The following is a 19292-nucleotide window of genomic DNA, read 5'->3' on the forward strand; positions in this document are numbered from 1 at the left end:
AGGTCGGCGATACCAGGTCGGCTGCCAGGACACCTAGTCTTCTGCTGAACGAACTCACTCCTTGGAGCAAGCCCCAGCATCCAGACCACACTGGAGTGGCGGTGCGCCGCCGAGCTGCGGACTCGGGCCAAGGGGCAGACGGCGTCGGGCCGGTCAGTACGCAGTCAGGTAGACCCGGACACGGTCCCCCTGGGCCTCGCTGATGTGAATCTCGATGCCCTGGATGTGGCGCCGCCTGGAGTCGTCCACGCAGGGCGGACACGCGCTCGTCGTCCGTACGCTCTTGAGCTCCTGCGGCGGTGTGAGGCCCAGGTGCCTGAACCCGTCCCCGCTCAGCGACGAGGAGGGCGGGCCTTCCACGGCCAAGGGGTGGTCGGGGTGCAGGTCCTCGGTGATCGTCTTCGCGGTCCGCTCACTTGTGACGAAGGACAGCAGGTAGACCTTCTCCTGCGGCTGGACCCGTACGGCCCCATTCACCTCTGTCGCCCCCTCAGGGATCTGGATTTTCATGAACGCCGCCGCTTCGGGGGCGCCGGCGCCCGTCTCCCAGCTGGAGGAGGGAGCCGTACGCGTGGTGCGATCCGAGGGCGCGGACGTGCAGCCGCCGAGTGCCAGCCCTACGGCGAGAGTGGCGGCCGGGACCAGAGGGAGGACTCGCGCGGTGAGGCGGAGCTTCATCGGTTCTTCTCCTCTCCTCGGGACACGTCGCCCCGGGTGCCTTCGCGTCCGTGGTCCTCTGGGGTGGTGGTCGGGGGTGTGGGGCTGCCGAGATCGTGCTGGTGGGTGGAGCTGCTGCCCTTCATATCGAATTCCTGGGCGAACCCCACCTTGTGCAGCCGGCCCATGTCGTCGTCCGAGATGCTGATGAGGCCGTCGGCGAAGGGGGTGGACTTGCCGGGGTCCCAGTTGTAGCGGTCCCAGACGTTGACCTGGTAGTCGAGTGAGACCTGGGGCGCGCCGCCGTGAGCGTCCGGCGTGACGGTGACGAATCCGGAGACGTTCTGCGCGTGGGCTCCCACCGCGCGGAACCACTCGTCGCTCTCCAGGTTTGTGTGCCTGGTCCTGCTCTCGACCGGGACGACCACGGTCCTGTCGCCTCCGGCCTCGTGGAATTCGGCCAGAGCCTGCCGCCGCCAGGCGTCCTGGTTCACGGCGACATGATTGTTCTCGATCTTTGACCGGAAGCCGGAGTCGTCGGCCAGGATCCGGTCCACGTCGAGGTCGAGTGTTTCGCCTGTGCCCCGTAGGTAATGCAGCATGTTGCGGGAGGCTCCGGTCTGGCCGATGACGTCGCCGGTCGTCGCGATGCCCAGGGCTTGGGCGTGGAGCCACAGATCCCGCGGTGTGGGGTCCTCCACGTCGAAGGGGCCCGAGCCGGAGTCCGGGGACTTCCATCGGTACAGCGGGTCCAGGATGCCGGCCGCGCGGAGTTCGTCACCGCGCTCACGGATCACGACGCCGCGGGTGACAGGATCCAGGTCACGCCACCACTGAGCGACGGCGCTGCGGTCCTTGGGCATGTTGGCGGCCTTACCGGCCTCTTCCAGGGACGGGTAGGGGTTTTCCTGGGGGTTCCGGTTGAAACCGTTGAAGGTGCCGTCCATGGGGTCGGAGTCGAGGACGGCGGCATCGAGGGCGAGGCGGATGCCGTCGTCGGCGTCGGTGAGCGCCTTGACCGCCTGGACGAGCTTTTCGGCCCACTCGTTCGCCCGGGTGCGGGCGCTCTGCTGGAAGTCGGTCGTGGACGTAGGCCGTGCGCTCGTCCTGGGCGAGCCGCCCCGTGTCGAAGGCGACCGCGCCCTGGTCGGAGACACGCATGCCCGCCTTGACGGCGTCGTCACGGATCGCCTTGAGCCGGTGACGCAGGTCGGTGAGCTGCGTGTGCGCGTCACGCAGGACACGTGCGACCGCCTTCGCCTCCTTCTGCGCTCCCTGGAGCTCCTTGAGTGTGATGGTGAACCTGGCGTTGGCGGCGTTCGCGCTCAGCCCGATCCATGACTCGCCGAGCGAGACGCCGTGGACGTCCTTCTCATACCGGCCCTCGAGCGTGTTGAACTTGGCGGCCATCTCCTCCCACTTGCCCGCAGCGGCGGTCAACGTGGACAGGTCGGTGCTCATGGCTTCGTGATAGGTCGGCATGACTCCCCTGAGGCCGGTCTACCGGCCCGTCAGATGCCTTGGATCCGCGACTGGCGGGCCAGTCGCGCGGCGATGTCGAGTTCGTTGTTCTGCATGCTGATGCCGGTCGCGCTGAGGGCCTGCTTCTCCGAGGACAGTCGCCCGAGCAGCATCTTGACCTGCTTCTCCCACGTCTCGTGGGCTCTCTTCAGCGCACCGGAGGTGTCCCAGCCGTGGCCGTCCTTCGCTCCGAACTCCTTGACCGCGGCATTCGTGGTCTCGGCCGCGTGCTTGCCGTCCCTCGTGACCCCCGGTTCCAGGTCGTCGTCGATCGCTTTCGCCGCCGCCTTCTTGGCCGCTGGGCTGGAGGCCAGGTCCGGCTTGCCGGCACCGCCGCCTCCCGCATTCGGCGCGACCTGGTTCAGCCGCATCGACGTAGACTGCCGGGCTGCCGCGTCCGCCTTGGTCTGCTCCCATTCGCCCCAAGCCATGCATCTCCCCCTGCCGGTTGTCTTTCACGCAACTTACGGAACGGGGCCGTGTACAAAAAGTCAGATCTGGTCGGCGAACGATGGAGTGGCCGAATTGCGCTTCGGCCGGTGGTTCGCATGGGGAGCGTGCGACCAGGTGCGGCCTGCGCTCATACGCATCAGCTACACGAGGGTCCTTCAGTTCCTCGACGGAGCGCCCACCCCGGGGTGTGCGCACGCTGAGCGGCCAGACGAGATGGCAGGAGGTCACGGAGAACCTGTGCCTTCCCAGCACCTCCGCCGCACGTCGCATCGCGACCTCGTAGGGAACAACGTCAGTCATGGAGCCAGGATGTGCTCACAGCCGCGTGGTACTCGGTTACACGAGGGAACTTGCCCATCAGAGCGTTCGGAGCGGCTACTCTGCGCAGCTTGTCCGGCTTGACAACGGTGAATCGGAGCTTGGACGCCGCCGATGACGACGCGGAATCACGACCCACTCGCCTTTGACGGAGGCTCGTGCACGCTGGAGCCGGCGGGGACGACGACGGGTCTGGCCTTCTCCGTGGCCGCCCCCGATTTCCTCGTACGGGTCGGCTTGGAGGACGACTCCGGGACCTCTGCGCGCCGCGGCTACTCGTCACCGAAGGCCGCGGCAACCACTGCGGAGCCCCCTCAGATCGCACGGCTCGAACCCCCGGGTGGATTCGAGTTGCCCGTGAGGCCCGCTGCTGAGGCGTGCCGACCGTATTCCGGGAGGCGACGGGAAGGAGCCGCTGATGAGCGTCGAGGCGATCATGCACACCGAGTTCCCCGAGGGATACGCGGTCTTCATCGGTGCCGACGGGAAGATGATCATGACCCCGCGGAGCCTGGAGCACTCCAGCACGATCCGCTCCATGCAGATCGACACGCTCGCACTGGGACGTCACGCCAAGGTGACTTCCGACGTGTACATCGACTTCCCCGCCGACGAGAACTCCGCACCCGATCTCGCGATCCTGCGCGAGGACTCCCAGAGGGTGGGCAAGCGCTACAGCTTCGAGGACGTCCTGCTGATCGCGGAGGTGGTGTCGGTCTCCTCGGCGCGCAAGGACTACGACGACTGCACCGCCAAGTACGGCCGCTACGGCATCCCCGTCTACCTGGTGGTGGACCCGTACGCCGGGGAGGTCGTCGTCCACACCCAGTCCACCGGAACCGGCTACATCGCGGCGCACACGCACAAGTACGGCACCGGCAAGCTCCCCATCGAGCTGGCCGACGGGCGCACCTTCACCCTCGACCTGGACGAGCTTCCCCGGCCCGAACCGGAGACCGGCGCGCGCTGACGAGCTGGCTGCTGGTGGCCGGGAACACCAGATCTGCGCTGTTGCCGAGGCTCTCGGGCACGGTACCCCTGGTGACGCGCGAGCGACGCGGAGCGGCAGGCGCGAGGTACGCCGCCCGTTCAGCGGCCGAGCGGGCGCAGGAAGGTGAGCACGGACTCCTTCTCCTCGATCAACGGTTGGAGCGCCGCGTTGAAGGGCGGGCCGTAGGGTGCCGCCAAGTGGGTCTGGAAGGCGGCTTCGTGCGCGTACACCTCGAAGATCCAGTACGCCCGGGGGCTGGATTCCTTGGTGAATACCTCGAAGGCCAGGTTCCCGGGTTCTTCACGGACGCGAGCGGCGTACTCCTTGACCAGTTCGGCGACGTGTTCCTCACTTCCGGGGCGCACGGTGAACTCGGCCAACAGCGTTTTCTTCATGTCCTGTCTCCTGTCTCTCGCCGGTAATACCGGTACGGGGAACGGCGCGGAGGCGGGCTTCCGGGGGCCGGTACCCCGCCTCCGCGCCGTCAGCGGACCTGCACGGCGGTCAGTCGCGGTACGACCGCACCTGCCAGACCTTGGCCCTGTCCAGGCGTACGGAGCCGCCTTCGGCGAAGATCCGGACGCCGTCGCTGTCCGGGCTGGGGAAGATCTGGTCCGTGATCACGGCCTCGCCTTCGCCGCCGAACACCTCGACCGAGGACCAGTCGACCAGGATGCGGAGCTCGATCTTGCCGTTCCGGGGAGTCAGCGGTGCGCGCTGGACGCCGGGGAAGTCGCCGTGGAAGTCGACCGCACCCGAACGCGTCCGGTCGACGTACAGCTCCCGCGTCTTGTTGTCGTAGCCGATGACGGTCTCCTGGCCTTCGCCCGTGCGGACCTTGAACCCGAAACGCTCGGCGTCACCAAGGGTGAATGTCGCCCGGATGTCGAGCGCCTTGCCGTCGGCCCGGCCCGCTGCCAACGGCACGGATCCTTCCGCGATCCTGATGTCGCGCGCGCTGAACGAGGAGCCGTGGAGCGACTCCACGGTGGACACCGGCTGCTGCGTCAGTCGGAGCCGGCCGTCCACGGTGCGCAGAGCCATCTCGCGCGGGACGCTCTGCGCGCTGCGCCAGGGGGAGGTCGGGATGTCGTTGCCGTACTGCCAGTTGTTCATCCAGCCGATCATGCGGCGCTTGCCGTCCGGGGCGTTCTCCCAGGAAACGGCGGCGTAGTAGTCCTTGCCGTAGTCGACCCAGTCGGCCCGCTGGAGACTTGAGACGGCCGGTTGGTCGGCGGCGACGAAGTGGTCGGCCAGGACGTGGCCCCAGCCGGCCGTGTTCATGTCGACGATCTGGAGGGTGGCCTGCTTGCCCTGGTGGGCGCGGAGGTCGAAGGAGGTCCAGTCCAGGCTGCCGCTGTCAGCGCCGGTCCTGCTCTGGACGACCTTTCCGTCGATGAGGAGATTGACCGTGGTCTCTGTCGAGCGGGGCCGTGCGGGGGTGTCGGACAGCATGACCTGGTCGAGCAGGATGTGCCCCCAGCCACCGGTGTTCTCGTCGACGACCTCGATGTGCGCGGTCCGGCCGGCGAGGTCGCCGAGGTCCCAGGAGACCCAGTTGAGCGACTCCGAGTCGGTGCCGGTGGCGCTGCGTACCGTCCTGCCGTCGACGACGAGCCGGACGGCGGTGGGCGCGGCGGATCCGGAGGGGTGATTGCCCCCGCCGATGAGGAGGTTGAGATGCTTCGCGGTGACGGTGAACTCGGGCGAGGTGAGGGTGCCCGTGGTCGCGTCGCCGCCCAGGAACGTGTTCACCAGGCCGCCGCCCTCGTGTCCGGACACCTCGTGCTGCCCGGGCAGGGTGCCGGGTGCGGGGCCGTCGCCGAAGGCGGTGCCTGTGGCCGTCCAGGAGCCGTACGTGTCCTGCTCGAAGTCGGCGAGGGTCTCTCCCGCGGGGGCGGGGGAGCCGCCCATCACGGAGCCGGGGACGTGCGGGTGACGGCCGCCGGCCACCTTGAAGTTGAGGTATGGGCTGTCGACAGTGAAGGGCGGTGAGGTGAGGATGCCGGTCTCGGCGTCGCCGTTGTGGAAGCTGTCGACGAGTCCCATGCCCTCGAAGCCGCTCGTGCCCGACGTCCCGGGCGCGGGCGCGGGGACCGGTCCCTCGCCGAAGGCGGTGCCGGTCGTCTGCCAGGTGCCGTAGTCGGCGCCTTCGAAGTCCTGCACCACTACTCCGGGCGGAGGCGTGTAGGAGCCGTCGTCGTCGGGCGTGAACCGCGTGCCGTCGAAGTCGCCGACGAAGTACTGGGCGGCCGAACCACCGGCGATGCCACCGGGGTTGATGTTGACGACGAGTACCCCCTTGACGCGCTTGGGGTCGCCGTCGACGGGCAGCGGGAACAGGTCCGGGCACTCCCAGACGCCGCCCACCGTGTTCTGCGGGCCGAAGTCGCTGAGATGCGTCCAGCTCTTGAGGTCCTTGGAGGAGTAGAATTGGACCCTGTGCTCGGTGGACAACGACACCGTCATCAGCCAGCTCTTGGTGGGTGCGTACCACTGGACCTTGGGGTCGCGGAACTCCTTCGATCCGATGTCGAGCACCGGGTTCCCGGCGTACTTGGTCCAGGTGCGGCCGCGGTCGGTGCTGTACGCCAGGGACTGGGCCTGCTTGCCGCTGTCCTTGTAGTGGCTGGTGTAGACGGCCACTATGGCGGGGTTCTCCGTGGTCCCGAACCCCGTGGTGTTGTCGTGGTCGACGACGGCGCTGCCCGAGAAGACCATCTCCTGGTCGTCGTGCGGGATGGCGAGGGTGAGTTCCCGCCAGTGCACCAGGTCCGTGCTGACGGCGTGGCCCCAGGACATGTTGCCCCAGGTGTTTCCGCTCGGGTTGTACTGGTAGAAGAGGTGGTACTCGCCCTGGAACCAGACCAGTCCGTTGGGGTCGTTCATCCAGTTCTTCGCGGGGCTGAAGTGGAACTGCGGGCGGTACGACTCCGTGTACGGCCGGCTGTCCTCCGCCGCCGCCTGCGGGGCGACGGCGGTGACGGTGAGCGCGCAGGTCGCGGCCGCGGCGGCGACGAGGCGCAGCGGGACACGACGGCGAGCGGGGACTCGGCTCATTGTTTCTCCTGCACTGGGGGCGGCGGCGTCGAGTCCGCGTCCGCTGCGGGCGTACGACGTCGGGGGATTCGCAGTGCCGGGCGGTGGGGGCGACCCGGGAAGCGGGATGTCATCGATGACATGTGACAGCGATGACATCCGCTGGGGAGTGATGATGTGCGGGCTCCGGGCGGCGCGTCAATGGCCTGGGCCGAGTTCGTTCGGACCGCTGGTTCAGCCGGCGGCGTGTCCGATCGCGGGTGCCGGCAGGCGCAGTTGGCCGGCCCAGGGCGGGTTCGGCCCGGCGACGCCGCAGGTCAGCGCGGCCACCTGGGAGGCGAAGACGCAGGCGTCGAAGACGTCGTCGACCCGAAGGTCCGTCTGGCGCCCACCGAGGAGCCCCTTGGTGCCGAGGTGGTGCAGGAGCCCTGCGGTGAAGGAGTCGCCGGCTCCGACGGTGTCGATCACGGCGGTCGGGGGCGCCGGTACGGAGGTCCGCTCGCCGTTCAGCGAGGCGACCGCGCCGCGCTCCCCGCGGGTGATCACGACGAGCGGGACGCCCGCCGTGTGCCAGGCGTCGCAGGCTCGCTCGATCGTGTACCCGGGCAGCAGCAGTTCCAGGTCGTCCTCGCTCAGCCGGAGGATGTCCGCGAGCGCGCACCAGCGCGGCAGGCGTTCGCGGTAGACCTCCGGTGCCACGAGCAGCGGCCGGACGTTCGGATCGATGGAGATCGTGGCCGTGGCGGAGGCGCGGGCGAGGAACTCCTCGACGATCATGGCGCCGGGCTCGCGCACCAGGGCCAGGGAGCCCGAGTGCAGGCAGGCTGTGGAGGCGAGGTCCGTCGTGGCGAGTTCGTCCGCCGTCCACTGCCAGTCCGCGGTGCCCTGGGCGTGGAACGAGTACGCGGCCCGGCCCTGGGCGTCGAGCTCGGCGACGGCCAGCGTGCTGGGCTCGGCCGCGCGTACGGCGGCCGTGAGGTCGACCCCCGAAGCTTCCAGGTGATCGCGGAACAGGCGGCCGAAGACGTCGTCGGACAGCCGCGCCAGGAAGCGGGCGGGCGTGCCCAACCGGGCGAGCGCCACAGCCGTGTTCGCGGGACCGCCGCCCGGCAGGACCTGCAGGGCAAGCTCGCCCGGCGTGGGTGCGGGGACGGCGAAGGCGTCCGCGACGCATTCTCCGAGGACGGTGACCAGAGGCAGGCGCATGGCTCATTCTCTCCAGGCTGGCAGCGCGAAAGGCTGCGTTGGCAAAGGGTCTTGAGGAAGCTCACGGAGAGCGGCGCTCTCGATGTGAGGCGGTGCGGCCGGGCGACGTTGCCGAGTTGTGACGGGGTGAAGGCATTGACGTTTCCGGGTGATGGAGTTCATCATCCTCCGCAAGCGGTGTCAACGATGACATAGGTCAACGCTGACACCGCCTCCAGTGCATTCGACAGCAGCAGTCCTCATGCGCCGCAGCCCTCGATCCGCGCGGCCGTTCCGCCCTCGTCCAGCAGGAGATCAGTCATGCTTCGCAGAAACCGCACCGCCCGCGCCTCCCTCGGATTCACCGCTCTCGCCGCCGTCTCGGCGCTGACTCTGACGGCCTGCGGCTCCGGTGCGCAGGGAGGGTCCGGCGGTGGCGGAACCAAGGTCGGGCTGATCACCAAGACCGACACGAACCCGTTCTTCGTGAAGATGAAGGAGGGCGCCGAGCAGGCGGCGAAGGACAACGGCGTCGAACTCGTCAGCGCGGCCGGGAAGTTCGACGGCGACAACGCGGGCCAGGTCACCGCCATCGAGAACATGCTCAACTCCGGCGTGAAGGGCATCCTCATCACGCCCAACGACTCCAAGGCGATCGTCCCCGCCCTCGAGAAGGCACGTGCCAAGGGCGTCCTGGTCATCGCGCTCGACAGCCCGACCGAGCCGCAGGACGCCACCGACGCCCTCTTCGCCACCGACAACGTCAAGGCGGGCGAGCTCATCGGCCGGTACGCCAAGGCCGCCATGGCCGGCAAGGACGCGAAGATCGCCACTCTGGACCTCGCGCCCGGCGTCGCGGTGGGCGTGCAGCGCCACCAGGGCTTCCTCAAGGGCTTCGGCGTCGCGGAGGGCGACCCGTCCATCGTGTGCATGCAGGACACCGGCGGCGACCAGGCCAAGGGCCAGACGGCCATGGAGAACTGCCTCCAGAAGTCGCCCGACATCAGCGTCGTCTACACGATCAACGAACCGGCCGCGCTGGGCGCCTACACCGCGCTCAAGGCGAAGGGCCTGGAGAGGAAGGTGCTGGTCGTGTCCGTCGACGGCGGCTGCACCGGCACGAAGGCCGTCAAGGAAGGCAAGATCGCGGCGACCTCGCAGCAGTACCCGCTCCAGATGGCGTCCCAGGGCGTCAAGGCGGTCGCCGACTTCGCCAAGAGCGGCAAGAAGGCCTCCGGCTACACCGACACCGGCGTCACCCTCATCACCGACGCGGCCAAGCCGGGAGTCGACGCCGAGGACACCGCGTACGGCCTGGAGAAGTGCTGGGGCTGAGCCCCGGGCATCAGGGCGCGCCGCGGAAGTCCTCTCCTGACCGGTCGCTCCCGCGGCCCAACGATCGGGACCCGACCTCCCGGCACCTGAGGTCGGGCCCGCCCCGCGCGCCGAGAGGATCACCCGCGCGCCACTCTCCGGCGACCGCCTCCCGCGGCGAACAGCCCTCCGGCATGTACTCCCTGACGAACCTCGCTCCGCCGACCACCGACCACCGGCAAGGACCACCATGACTGCCACACCCCTGCCTTACGACCAGCTGAAAGGACCGACCACGGTCCGCCGGCTGCTCGCCACACCGACCACGGGCCCACTCGCCGCCCTGTTGCTGGCCTGTGTCTTCTTCTCCCTGACGACCGAGCAGTTCCTCTCCGGCGGCAACTTCTCGCTGATCGTCCAGCAGGTCATGGTCGTGGGCACGCTGGCCATCGGTCAGACCTTGATCATCCTCACCGCCGGCATCGACCTCTCCTGTGGCGCCGTCATGGCGTTCGGCAGCATCGTCATCGCCAAGACGGCTGCCGAGGGCGGCCTCCCACCGCTCGCCGCGATCACTCTCGGCCTGCTCGTCAGTGCGGCCTTCGGCCTGGTCAACGGCCTGCTGGTGCAGCTGATCCCGCTCCCGCCGTTCATCGTCACCCTCGGCATGCTGAACGTGGCGTTCGCGCTGACCCACATCTACTCGGCCGAGCAGACGATCACCGACCTCCCCGCGCCACTGACCGCCCTCGGCGAGACCTTCCCCCTGGGCAACACCGACATCACCTACGGCTCGCTCGTGACGATCGCCCTGTTCCTGCTCTTCGCCTACGCGCTGAGCGGCACGTCCTGGGGCCGCCATGTGTACGCGCTCGGCAACAGCCCCGAGGCCGCCCGCCTCAACGGCATCCGCACCTCCCGGCTGACGATCGGCCTCTACACCCTGGCCGGAGCCGTCTACGGAATCGCCGCACTGCTCCTGATCTCCCGCACCGGCGTCGGCGACCCGCAGGCCGGCCAGACCGACAACCTGGACAGCATCACCGCCGTTGTCCTCGGCGGCACCAGTCTCTTCGGCGGGCGCGGCTCCGTCCTCGGCACCTTCATCGGCGTCCTCATCGTCGGTGTGTTCCGCAACGGCCTCCAGCTGATGGGCGTCGCCTCCATCTACCAGACCCTGATCACCGGCGTCCTGGTGATCCTGGCCGTGACCGTCGACCAGATCTCCCGGAGGAAGGCACGATGAGCACCGCCGACGTCACACCCGTGCTCCAGGCCCGCGGCCTGGTCAAGCGGTACGGCCATGTCACCGCCATCGACGGCGCCGACTTCGACCTGCTGCCCGGCGAGGTCCTCGCCGTCATCGGCGACAACGGCGCCGGCAAGACCAGCCTGATCAAGGCTCTCACCGGTGCGATCACCCCGGACGAGGGCGAGATCCGGCTGAACGGCGAGCCCATCAGGTTCACAGGGCCGCAGAGCGCCCGGCAGCACGGCATCGAGACCGTCTACCAGGACCTGGCCGTCGCCGCCTCGATGGACATCGCCTCCAACATGTTCCTCGGGCGCGAGCTGCGCCGGCCGGGCTTCCTCGGCAGCGCTCTGCGCATGCTCGACAAGAAGCGCATGCGCCAGGAGGCAGCGGCCCACATGGCCGACCTCAAGATCGGACTGCGGTCGCTGACGCAGCCGGTGGAGACCCTCTCCGGCGGTCAGCGCCAGGCCGTGGCGGTCGCACGGTCCGTCGCCTGGGCGTCGAGCGTCGTCGTGATGGACGAGCCCACCGCCGCGCTGGGCGTCAAGGAGTCGGGTCAGGTCCTCGACCTGATCCGCCGGGTCCGCGACAAGGGCATGCCCGTGGTCCTGATCAGCCACAACATGCCGCACGTCTTCGAGATCGCCGACCGCATCCACATCCACCGGCTCGGCCGACGCGAGGCGCTGATCAAGCCGTCCGACCATTCCATGGCGGAGGTCGTCGCCATCATGACGGGGGCGCTCAGGGTGAGCGACGATGGAGGTACGGTCGTTGCCGACGCGGATGCCGCTCAGGCGGCAGGCGTGTCCGCCCACTGATTCGCCGCAGGGGCGACGCCACGCGGACCACAGGGTCGCCGCACACCCAGGACAGCGGGCCCGGCCCGGGCAGGGGCCGGGCCCGACGAACGCACAGGAACGGTGGTACATGGCTGCGAACCGCCGCCCCACACTGGCCGATGTCGCCAGGGAAGTGGGCGTCAGCGCCAAGACGGTGTCCCGGGTGCTCAACGAGGACGGGCCGAGTTCCCCCCAGACCCGCGAGCGCGTGCTCGCCGCAGTCGAAAAGCTCGGCTTCCAGCCGAACCTGATGGCCCGCAACATCCGGGTCGGTGGCCCCGACACCACCGTCGGCCTGGTCGTGCCCGACCTCGGCAACCCCTTCTTCGGCACCGTCGCCGGCGGCATCGAGGACCTCGTGCGTGGCCGGGGGCTCACCCTGCTCATGGGCTCGTCGGCCGAAGACCCGGACCGGGAAAGGGTGTTGATCCAGACCTTCCTCGCCCGACGCGTCAGCATGTTGATGGTCGTCCCCGCGTTCGGAGCCGACCACAGCCACCTCAGGGCACCGCGCGCGGCGGGTCTGCCGGTGGTGTTCCTCGACCGGCCGGGAGTCGGACTGTCCGCCGACTGCGTCGTCAGCTCCAACCGGGCCGGCGTCCACGAGGGCGTCTCCCACCTCATCGCCCGCGGCCACCGCCGGATCGGCTTCATCGGAGACCTTCCCGCCCAGCTCTACACCCGGCGCGAGCGTCTCGCCGGCTACCGCTCGGCGCTCGCCGAGGCCGGCCTGCCCTACGACGGGACCCTGGTGACCGGCGCGCACAGTCAGGACGAGGCCGCCGCTGAGACCACCGCCCTCCTCGACCTGCCGCATCCCCCCACCGCCCTGTTCGCGGCGAACAACATCATGGCTCTCGGGGTCATCGCCCAGCTCACCCGTGCGGGGCGCAAGGACATCGCGCTGGTCACCTTCGACGACCTTCCGCTCGCCGAGGTCCTCGAACCGGCCCTGACCGTCGTGGCCCAGGACCCGGCGGCCATCGGCGAGGCGGCGGCCAGGACCGCCCTCGCCCGCCTGGACGGCGACCGCACCCGCGCCCGGACCATCATGGTCCCCACCCGTCTGATGGTCCGCGGCTCCAGCGAACAGCTTCCGCACCCCGCTGAGCCGGCACCGGCCACGAGCTGAGCGCCACGACCCTGGCGTCCCTACCGGCCACTCTCCACCGGAAAAGAGGCACAGGCGCCCGTCTCGGATGCGGAGCGGGATCCGGGCTCCGGGTTCCTGCTCGGGGCGGCGTGCCAACTCGCACAGCACTGCTCATGCCTCGTCCGCCGGAATGCCGGTACGACGGGGACGGTAGCCGTCGTGGAACTCCGCCCCCGATCTCGCGATCCTGCGGGAAGACGCGCAAAAGCAGGGCAAGCGCTACACCTTCGACGACGTCCTGCTGATCGCGGAGGTGGTGTCGGTCTCCTCGGCGGGCAAGGACTGCGACGACTGCACCGCCAAGTACGGCCGCTACGGCATCCCCGTCTACCTGGTGGTGGATCCGTACGCGGCGGAGGTCGTCGTCCATACTCAGCCCACCGGAACCGGCTACATCGCGGCACACACGCACCAGTACGGCGCCGGCAAGCTCCCCATCGACCTGGCCGACGGACGCACCTTCGCCCTCTACCTGGACGGACTGCCCCGACCCGAACCGGAGACCGGCGCGCGCTGACGGGCACGCCGCTGGTGGCCGGGAATGAGTCGGCGTCCCAGCGCCAGACGTATTACGTAGCGTGACCACCCGCCCGAGTGCACCTGGCGGGGTGTGTAGGGCCTACAGCAGGCCCACAGAGTGATGGCGAGCCGCAGGGGGGGGGCGGAGTCGACCCGAGATTCGCGGGCGCGGGGGAGCGTGGCGACAGCGGTGCAGCGAACGCTGCACAGTCCTCGATCGAGCGGGATCGAAGGGGGACGCAGCCGGATGGAATCCGATGGATATGTCCGGTCCTTCGGCATCGCCGCAGGTGAGACGCGTCACTGAAATGGGTTCGAGTCCCACCCGCCCCACCACTCGCCCGTGGTCGCAGGAAGGTTTTTCCCTGTGGCCATGGGCTCTTTCGCGCCAGGGGTTCGTTCTCCCGCCTGACGGTGCACCGCCTGTGACGCGCATCACGGCAACGACACGCCGGGGTCACCCGGACGGCTCGCGCGGGTCGGGGAGTCATGGTCCGTCAGTACGCGCGCAGGTACACCCTGGTTCGGACGGCCTCGACGTCTCCCAGGTGGATCTCGATCCAGGAGACCTCGCGGCGTCGGTGGTCCTCCACGCAGGGCGGGCAGACGCCTGCATGAAGGGCGTCCGGCACGGTTTCCGGCTCGGGGAGACCGAAGTGTCGGAAGTGCTCGGACGAGGGTGTGGGGCGCACCTTCCACCGCTCCAGCGGCTCCTCGGGGGCGAGGTCCTCCGCCAGCCGTATGGCGGTCGTCCGGTCCGTGCGGAAGGTGAGGAGGTAGATGTCCTCCTGAGGGTTGACCTGTACGGCCCCCTTCACGTCGGCCGCACCCTTGGGGACTTCCACCTTCATGAACGCTGCCGCCTCGGTGGCTCCGGCGCCCTTCTTCCAGTGCGGGTATATGTCCTCCCGCGCGGCACGCGCCGGGTCCGCCGCGGAACAGGAAGCCACCAGCAGTGCGGAGGCCAGGGTGGCGCTCAGGGTTCCGTACGCCCTGTGCCGCCTGCTCACCGGTTCTCCTCCTCGCCCCGCGAGACGTCTCCGCGGCCACCGTCCCGGCCGGGATCGTCCGGTTTCACGGTGGTGCCCGCATCGCCGGTCAGGTCGTGCGTGTAGGTCGAGCTGCTGCCGCGCATGTCGAACTCCTGGGCGATACCGACGGTGTGGAGGTGCCCCATGTCCTTGTCCTTGACGACGATCCCCCCGGGGAAGGGGGTCTGCTTGCTGGGGTCCCAGTTGTAGCGGTCCCACACGTTGACCTGGTACTCGAGTGACACCTCGGGCCGGCCGCCTTCACCCGGCCTGACCGTCACCATCCCGGAGAGGTTCTGCTGGTACGAACCCACTGCGCGGTACCAGTCGGTGTCCATCCCGAACGTCCCGCCGAACTGCTTGCTCTCCACGGGAACGGTGACCGGCTTGTCACCTCCTGCCTTCTCGAACGCGGCGAGCGCCTCGCCCCGCCACTTCTCCTGGTTCTGCGCGATGTGGATGTTCGCCACGCCCGACCTGAACGACGGATCGTCATGCAGCATGCGATTCACATCGAGGTCGAGGACGTCTCCTGTGCCGCGCAGGTAGTGCAGCATGTTGCGGGACGCGCCTGTCTGGCCCGTGATGTCGCCGACCGTGGCCAGCCCGAGGGCCCAGGCGTGGAACCTCACATCTCGCGGTGTGGGTTCCTCCACGTCGAAGGGGCCGGAACCCGGGTCGGGGGACCTCCACTCGTACCGCGGGTCCATGATCCCTGCCGCTCGTAGCTCGTCGCCCTTCTCCTGGAGCAGGATGCTGCGCGTCACCGGGTCAAGGGTGCGCCACCAGGAGGGGACATCCTTGCGGTCCTCCGGCATGTTCGCGGCTTTGCCGGCTTCCTCCAGGGACGGATAGCGGTTCGGACCGGGGTTGCGGTTGAAGCCGTTGAAGGTCCCGTCCATGGGATCGGAGTCGAGGACGGCGGCGTCGAGCGCGAGCCGGATGCCGTCGTCGGCATCGCTGACCGCTCCGACTGCCTGGACGAGCTTCCCGGCCCACTCGTCCGCCCGGACCCGGGCCGTCTGCTGGAAGTCGGGGTCGTGAGAGTAGGCCGTTCGCTCAGCCTGGGTGAGCCGCTCCGAGTCGAAGGAGATCGTGCCCTGGTCGGAGACGCGCATGCCCGCGTCGACGGCGCCGTCGCGGATCGCTTTGACCCGGTTCCTCAGGTCGGTGAGCTGCGTGTGCGCGTCACGGAGGATGGCGGCGACCGCCTTCGCCTCCCTCCGAGCTCCTTGGAGTTCCTTGAGCGTGACGGCGAACCTGTCTTGGGCAGCCTGGGCGCTCAGGCCGATCCAGGACTCGCCGAGTGAGACGCCGTGGACATCCTTCTTGTAATGGTCCTCCAGCGTCTTGAACTTGGCCGCCATCTCCTCCCACTTGCCCGCGGCGGTGGCGAGCCTGGACAGGTCCGTACTCATGACCTCGTGGTAGGTCGGCATGTCTCTCCCCCCGGGACCGGTCGGCCGGTCAGACGCCGTCGATCCGCGACTGACGAGCCAGTCGCGCCGTGATGTCGACTTCGTTCTGCTGGAAGCTCATGCCCGTGGCGCTCAGGGCCTGCCTCTCCGAAGCCAGCCGTCCGAGCAGCATCGTGATCTGCTTCTCCCAGGTCTCGTGCGCCCTTTTCAGCGCGCTGGACGTGTCCCAGCCGTAGCCGTCCTTCGGGCCGAACTCCTTGACCGCGGCGCCCGTCGTCTCGGCCGTGTGTCTGCCGTCGCGGGTGACGCCCGGCTCCAGATCCCCGCCGATCGCCTTCGCCGCAGCCTTCTTGGCTGCCGGGCTCGAGGCCATGTCCGGCTTGGCGGCGCCGCTGCCTCCCGCTTCCGGGGCCGGTTGGTTCAGCCGCATGGGCGCGGCCGCCTTGATGTGCTCCCACTCGTCCCAAGCCATCGAACCCCCAGGCTGACAGTCCCTCCGACACCTTATGGAACAGGGCTTACGGCTGGTGAGCTCGATTCGGCCAGGGAATTCGTCAGTGGCCGGGTCGACGGCCCAGGCGCCGCGAGCTCCTCCGGCGGCTGGGGCGTTCGTTCGTTAGGGTTGATGGCAGACGTTCGTCTCCGTCGGAAGCACAGCCCCACCCGCGACTGGAGCGTCGCATGGCCTTCCGTCCGATGCGTCTCGCGGCCGTGTTCGTGGTGGCCTTGGTCGCCGCTCCGGCGCCTCCCGCGCAGGCGTTCACCGGGGGTAACCACGAGAGCATCACCAGGGCCGCCCTGCCCTGGGAGTCGGGCACGCTCTCCGCGATGGCGGATGACCGTGACGGGGCGATCAACGCCAATGACCATGGCGGGTACTTCCTCGCCGGGCCTCTGCACTGCGACAACGCCGACTACCTCGCCCCCCGCTACGCCCAGGACTATCCCCGCAGCCGGGACGAGGCCACCACCGAGCTCCTCGCCTGCATTCGTTCCTCCGTCGCCCGCTTCCGGAACGCGGTCCAGGCGGCCGACGGGCTCGTCGACGCCCACGGCAAGGTCCGGGCCGAGGAGACCGATCTCTCCTCTCCCTGTGTGTGGAACGAGAGCTCCGACCGTGCCAAGTGCGACGTGCTCGAACAGCTCGGCCGCGGCTGGCACCAGCTCCAGGACTTCCACGCGCACTCGAACTGGTCCGACCGGGCCGCCCCCGGTCCCGTCGGCCTGGACAACCCGCCCGGGCTGGCCCGTACCGGTGCCGTCCCCTTCCTCGACATCCGGCGCTACAGCACCATGGAGGACGGTGAGTGGACACGGGAGGTACGCGCCCTCGTACCCGCGGACCTCGCCACCGGCTGCTACTCCGACTTCGACTCCACCGGCGTCAAGTCCGCCGACTGCGCCGGCCGTGTCACGCACAACCGCGCCCTGAACAAGGACACCGCCGCGTCCGCCCGCTCGAAGACCGGCGACAACTTCAGCCGCGCCGTCTCCGGCGCCACCGCCGAGACCACCCGCCAGTGGAACGACTTCGCCGCCGAACTGCGCAGGGCCTATCCGGACGACCGGCGCGGCGAGCAGATGATCTGCGCACTCGTCCACGACGAGCCGGCTTCCAGCTGTCCTTGAGCGGGGAGTCAGCCTGTTAGTTGGTACAGGCTCCTGCCTACCAGCCACAGCCCGAGCACCAGACAGATGAGGACGATCGCCGGGTCCTTGTGGCGTTCCAGCCACGCGCGCAGCCTCGTCAGGCTCAGCTGGGCCTTCTCGGGCGCGAACACCATGTACAGCTCCATGGCCAGCAGGCTGGATGTGGCCAGGACACAGAAGCCGAAGAGCGCCAGAAAGGACTGGACGTGGGCGAGATCGGCCTTCACGACGGTGGCGGCCGCGGCGCTGACCATTCCCCAGGGCTGGAGGAGCACGGCCAGTCCGGCCGCGGACCATCCGGTGGCCTGGTCCATCCGGGAGGTCAGCGACCGGCCGCCGGAACCCTTGGGCGGCTCCTTGTCCGAGGCGGACGCGGCGCGGCGGCTTCGGCGGCGTCTGTGCTCGCTGTAGACGATCAGGCCCACGCCGATGACCAGCGTGGCCGTGAGTGACGCGATCGAGGGCGGGGAGCGGGGCGCGGGCGGTTGCCCGTCGGTGAAGGCCAGGACCATGGCGATCACGGCCACCAGGCAGCCGAACCAGGCGATGATGAAGGCCAGTCCCTTGTACACCCCGCGGGGTGCGGACACGACCAGGACGAAGGCCATGACCGGCAGGGGGTAGACCGTGATGGCCACGCCGATGAGGAACAGGTCGAGGATCACGGGCGGGTACCGCTGACCCGGTCAGGTCGCGAGGACCTTGGCCTTGGCCTGGGCGAACTCGGCGTCCGTGATCGCGCCGCGGTCCTTGAGCTCGGCGAGCCTGGCCAGTTCCTCCGCGTGGCTGCCGCCGGTCCCCGTGGTCCCGGCAGTCTCGCGTACGTACGAGCGGAACTGCTCCTCGTTCTTGCGGACCCGGTTCAACTCGCGTTCGCCCATGCTGCGCCCGCGGGCGATGAGGTAGATGAACACGCCGAGGAAGGGCAGCAGGATCACGAACGCGGTCCACCCCGCCTTGCCCCAGCCGCCCAGCTCGTCGTCGCTGAAGATGTCGCCGATGATGCGGAACAGCAGCATGAACCAGAGGACCCAGAGGAAGATCATCAGAATGGTCCAGAACATGTTCAGCAGCGGGTAGTCCACTGCCAGGTTCACCATCGAGTCCTTCATGGTCGATCTCCTGCCGGTCGTGACGGTCGCGGCTGCCCTTCCGGGTGCCGCGATCCGGCGTGACGAACTGATTCCAGAGTGCGCCGGGGTCGGGCCCGCCGCACCCCGGACGGGGACCCGGGCCCCGGGGAGGATCACCGCTCGACGGAGCACCGGTGCCTCCGGCCCGGTGACCTCCCGGTGCGCCTGCCGTACGGCGCCGGGGTCGCCTGGGACAGTGACCGCCCTCTGGCAGGGGCGCAGCACGAGAGGGGAACGGGGACACGTGGACGGGAATCCGAAGGGCCGCCGGTCGGCGGTGCTCACCACGGCGCGTGCGATTCTGTCGCTGGCGGCCGTTCTGGCCGCCTACTACCTGTTGCCGTTGGACTCGGCCTTCACCGCGGGCACCGTGGCGGTGCTCGCCGGCGGCATCGTCCTGGTGGCGCTGCTGCTCGCCTGGCAGGTGCACACGATCATGCGTTCCGCGCGCCCGGGGCTCCGGGCCATCGTGGCGGTGGCGTCGGCGCTGCCGTTCTTCGTGCTCCTGTTCGCCGCGACCTACTACCTGCTGGAGCGCAGCACACCGGGGAGTTTCAGCGAGACGATGTCCCGGACCGACGCCCTCTACTTCGCGATGACCGTGTTCAGCACGGTCGGCTTCGGCGACATCACCCCCCGCACCGAACTCGCCCGGCTGTTGACCACGGCACAGATGACGGCCAATTTCCTGCTGATCGGCGTGGCGGCCCGCTTCCTGCTGGGGGCGGTCCAGGAGGGCCGACGCCTGCGGGAAATCGAGGCGACGGGCGATGAGGACGGCGGCCCGCCCACCGTGCGGTGACCGGGTCCGCC

18 protein-coding genes and 1 pseudogene are annotated in these 19292 nt (G+C 69.2%); 8 read left to right on the plus strand and 11 right to left on the minus strand.

What is annotated here, in order from left to right:
• Positions 1–153: 153 nt before the first annotated feature.
• The 3 genes from OG357_RS27020 to OG357_RS27030 all read right to left on the minus strand — a co-directional run bounded on the left by OG357_RS27020 (position 154) and on the right by OG357_RS27030 (position 2609).
• A complete protein-coding gene (locus OG357_RS27020) occupies positions 154–678 on the minus strand; it encodes a hypothetical protein (RefSeq protein ID WP_329623614.1) in 525 nt (174 codons plus the stop codon).
• Positions 675–1814 (minus strand): hypothetical protein, encoded by a 1140-nt coding sequence (locus OG357_RS27025; protein WP_329623615.1) that lies wholly within the window; start codon positions 1812–1814, stop codon positions 675–677. The genes OG357_RS27020 and OG357_RS27025 overlap by 4 nt, the downstream gene beginning before the upstream one ends.
• A 354-nt stretch (positions 1815–2168) precedes the next feature.
• Positions 2169–2609 carry a hypothetical protein gene (locus tag OG357_RS27030; RefSeq protein ID WP_329623616.1) on the minus strand — a complete coding sequence of 147 codons (441 nt, stop codon included), beginning with the start codon at positions 2607–2609 and terminating at the stop codon, positions 2169–2171.
• A 758-nt stretch (positions 2610–3367) separates the two neighbouring features.
• On the opposite strand from OG357_RS27030, the gene OG357_RS27035 reads away from it, so the two are divergent.
• Positions 3368–3919 (plus strand): Uma2 family endonuclease, encoded by a 552-nt coding sequence (locus OG357_RS27035; protein ID WP_329623617.1) that lies wholly within the window; start codon positions 3368–3370, stop codon positions 3917–3919.
• Positions 3920–4038: 119 nt separating this feature from the next.
• Here the strand turns inward: OG357_RS27035 and OG357_RS27040 are convergent, their stop codons facing one another.
• The 3 genes from OG357_RS27040 to OG357_RS27050 all read right to left on the minus strand — a co-directional run bounded on the left by OG357_RS27040 (position 4039) and on the right by OG357_RS27050 (position 8185).
• Complete coding sequence (locus tag OG357_RS27040; RefSeq protein WP_329623618.1) at positions 4039–4335, minus strand: putative quinol monooxygenase; 297 nt, start codon at positions 4333–4335, stop codon at positions 4039–4041.
• Positions 4336–4444: 109 nt separating this feature from the next.
• Positions 4445–7000: a GH32 C-terminal domain-containing protein gene (locus tag OG357_RS27045; protein ID WP_329623619.1), complete on the minus strand. Its 2556-nt coding sequence runs from the start codon at positions 6998–7000 to the stop codon at positions 4445–4447.
• Between the two features lie 213 nt (positions 7001–7213).
• Entirely contained in the window at positions 7214–8185 is a 972-nt protein-coding gene (locus tag OG357_RS27050) for a carbohydrate kinase family protein (protein ID WP_329623620.1), read from the minus strand.
• A 300-nt stretch (positions 8186–8485) separates the two neighbouring features.
• Between OG357_RS27050 and OG357_RS27055 the strand changes: the two genes are divergently transcribed.
• From OG357_RS27055 to OG357_RS27075, 5 genes and pseudogenes are all read left to right on the plus strand, one after another.
• A complete protein-coding gene (locus OG357_RS27055) occupies positions 8486–9499 on the plus strand; it encodes a sugar ABC transporter substrate-binding protein (RefSeq protein WP_329623621.1) in 1014 nt (337 codons plus the stop codon).
• Between the two features lie 229 nt (positions 9500–9728).
• Positions 9729–10724, plus strand: coding sequence for an ABC transporter permease (locus tag OG357_RS27060; protein WP_329623622.1), 996 nt, complete (start codon positions 9729–9731; stop codon positions 10722–10724).
• The gene (locus tag OG357_RS27065; RefSeq protein WP_329623623.1) at positions 10721–11554 is read left to right on the plus strand and encodes an ATP-binding cassette domain-containing protein; all 834 of its coding nucleotides are present in this window, start codon (positions 10721–10723) and stop codon (positions 11552–11554) included. Before OG357_RS27060 ends, OG357_RS27065 begins: the two co-directional genes overlap by 4 nt.
• Positions 11555–11663: 109 nt before the next feature.
• The gene (locus OG357_RS27070) at positions 11664–12707 is read left to right on the plus strand and encodes a LacI family DNA-binding transcriptional regulator (protein ID WP_329623624.1); all 1044 of its coding nucleotides are present in this window, start codon (positions 11664–11666) and stop codon (positions 12705–12707) included.
• Between the two features lie 193 nt (positions 12708–12900).
• Positions 12901–13245: pseudogene (locus OG357_RS27075) on the plus strand (Uma2 family endonuclease); the annotation flags it as partial.
• Positions 13246–13744: 499 nt separating this feature from the next.
• Here the strand turns inward: OG357_RS27075 and OG357_RS27080 are convergent.
• From OG357_RS27080 to OG357_RS27090, 3 genes are read right to left on the minus strand one after another with little or no spacing between them, the layout of a single operon-like run.
• The gene (locus tag OG357_RS27080; protein WP_329623625.1) at positions 13745–14257 is read right to left on the minus strand and encodes a hypothetical protein; all 513 of its coding nucleotides are present in this window, start codon (positions 14255–14257) and stop codon (positions 13745–13747) included.
• Positions 14254–15696, minus strand: coding sequence for a hypothetical protein (locus tag OG357_RS27085; protein WP_329623626.1), 1443 nt, complete (start codon positions 15694–15696; stop codon positions 14254–14256). The genes OG357_RS27080 and OG357_RS27085 overlap by 4 nt, the downstream gene beginning before the upstream one ends.
• A 49-nt stretch (positions 15697–15745) precedes the next feature.
• Positions 15746–16168, minus strand: a complete 423-nt coding sequence (locus OG357_RS27090) for a hypothetical protein (RefSeq protein WP_329623627.1) — start codon at positions 16166–16168, stop codon at positions 15746–15748.
• 209 nt (positions 16169–16377) lie between these two features.
• Here OG357_RS27090 and OG357_RS27095 point away from each other — a divergent pair, with 209 nt between their 5' ends.
• Positions 16378–17325, plus strand: coding sequence for a hypothetical protein (locus OG357_RS27095; RefSeq protein WP_329623628.1), 948 nt, complete (start codon positions 16378–16380; stop codon positions 17323–17325).
• An 8-nt stretch (positions 17326–17333) separates the two neighbouring features.
• On the opposite strand, the gene OG357_RS27100 is transcribed toward OG357_RS27095, so the two are convergent.
• Positions 17334–18011: a GAP family protein gene (locus OG357_RS27100; RefSeq protein ID WP_329623629.1), complete on the minus strand. Its 678-nt coding sequence runs from the start codon at positions 18009–18011 to the stop codon at positions 17334–17336.
• 21 nt (positions 18012–18032) lie between these two features.
• On the minus strand, positions 18033–18458 hold the full coding sequence (locus OG357_RS27105; RefSeq protein WP_329623630.1) for an SHOCT domain-containing protein: 426 nt from the start codon (positions 18456–18458) through the stop codon (positions 18033–18035).
• Between the two features lie 265 nt (positions 18459–18723).
• On the opposite strand from OG357_RS27105, the gene OG357_RS27110 reads away from it, so the two are divergent.
• A complete protein-coding gene (locus OG357_RS27110) occupies positions 18724–19281 on the plus strand; it encodes a potassium channel family protein (RefSeq protein ID WP_329623631.1) in 558 nt (185 codons plus the stop codon).
• The last annotated feature ends 11 nt before the right edge of the window (positions 19282–19292 follow it).

The organism is Streptomyces sp. NBC_01255, from assembly GCF_036226445.1.
Classification (GTDB): Bacteria; Actinomycetota; Actinomycetes; order Streptomycetales; family Streptomycetaceae; genus Streptomyces.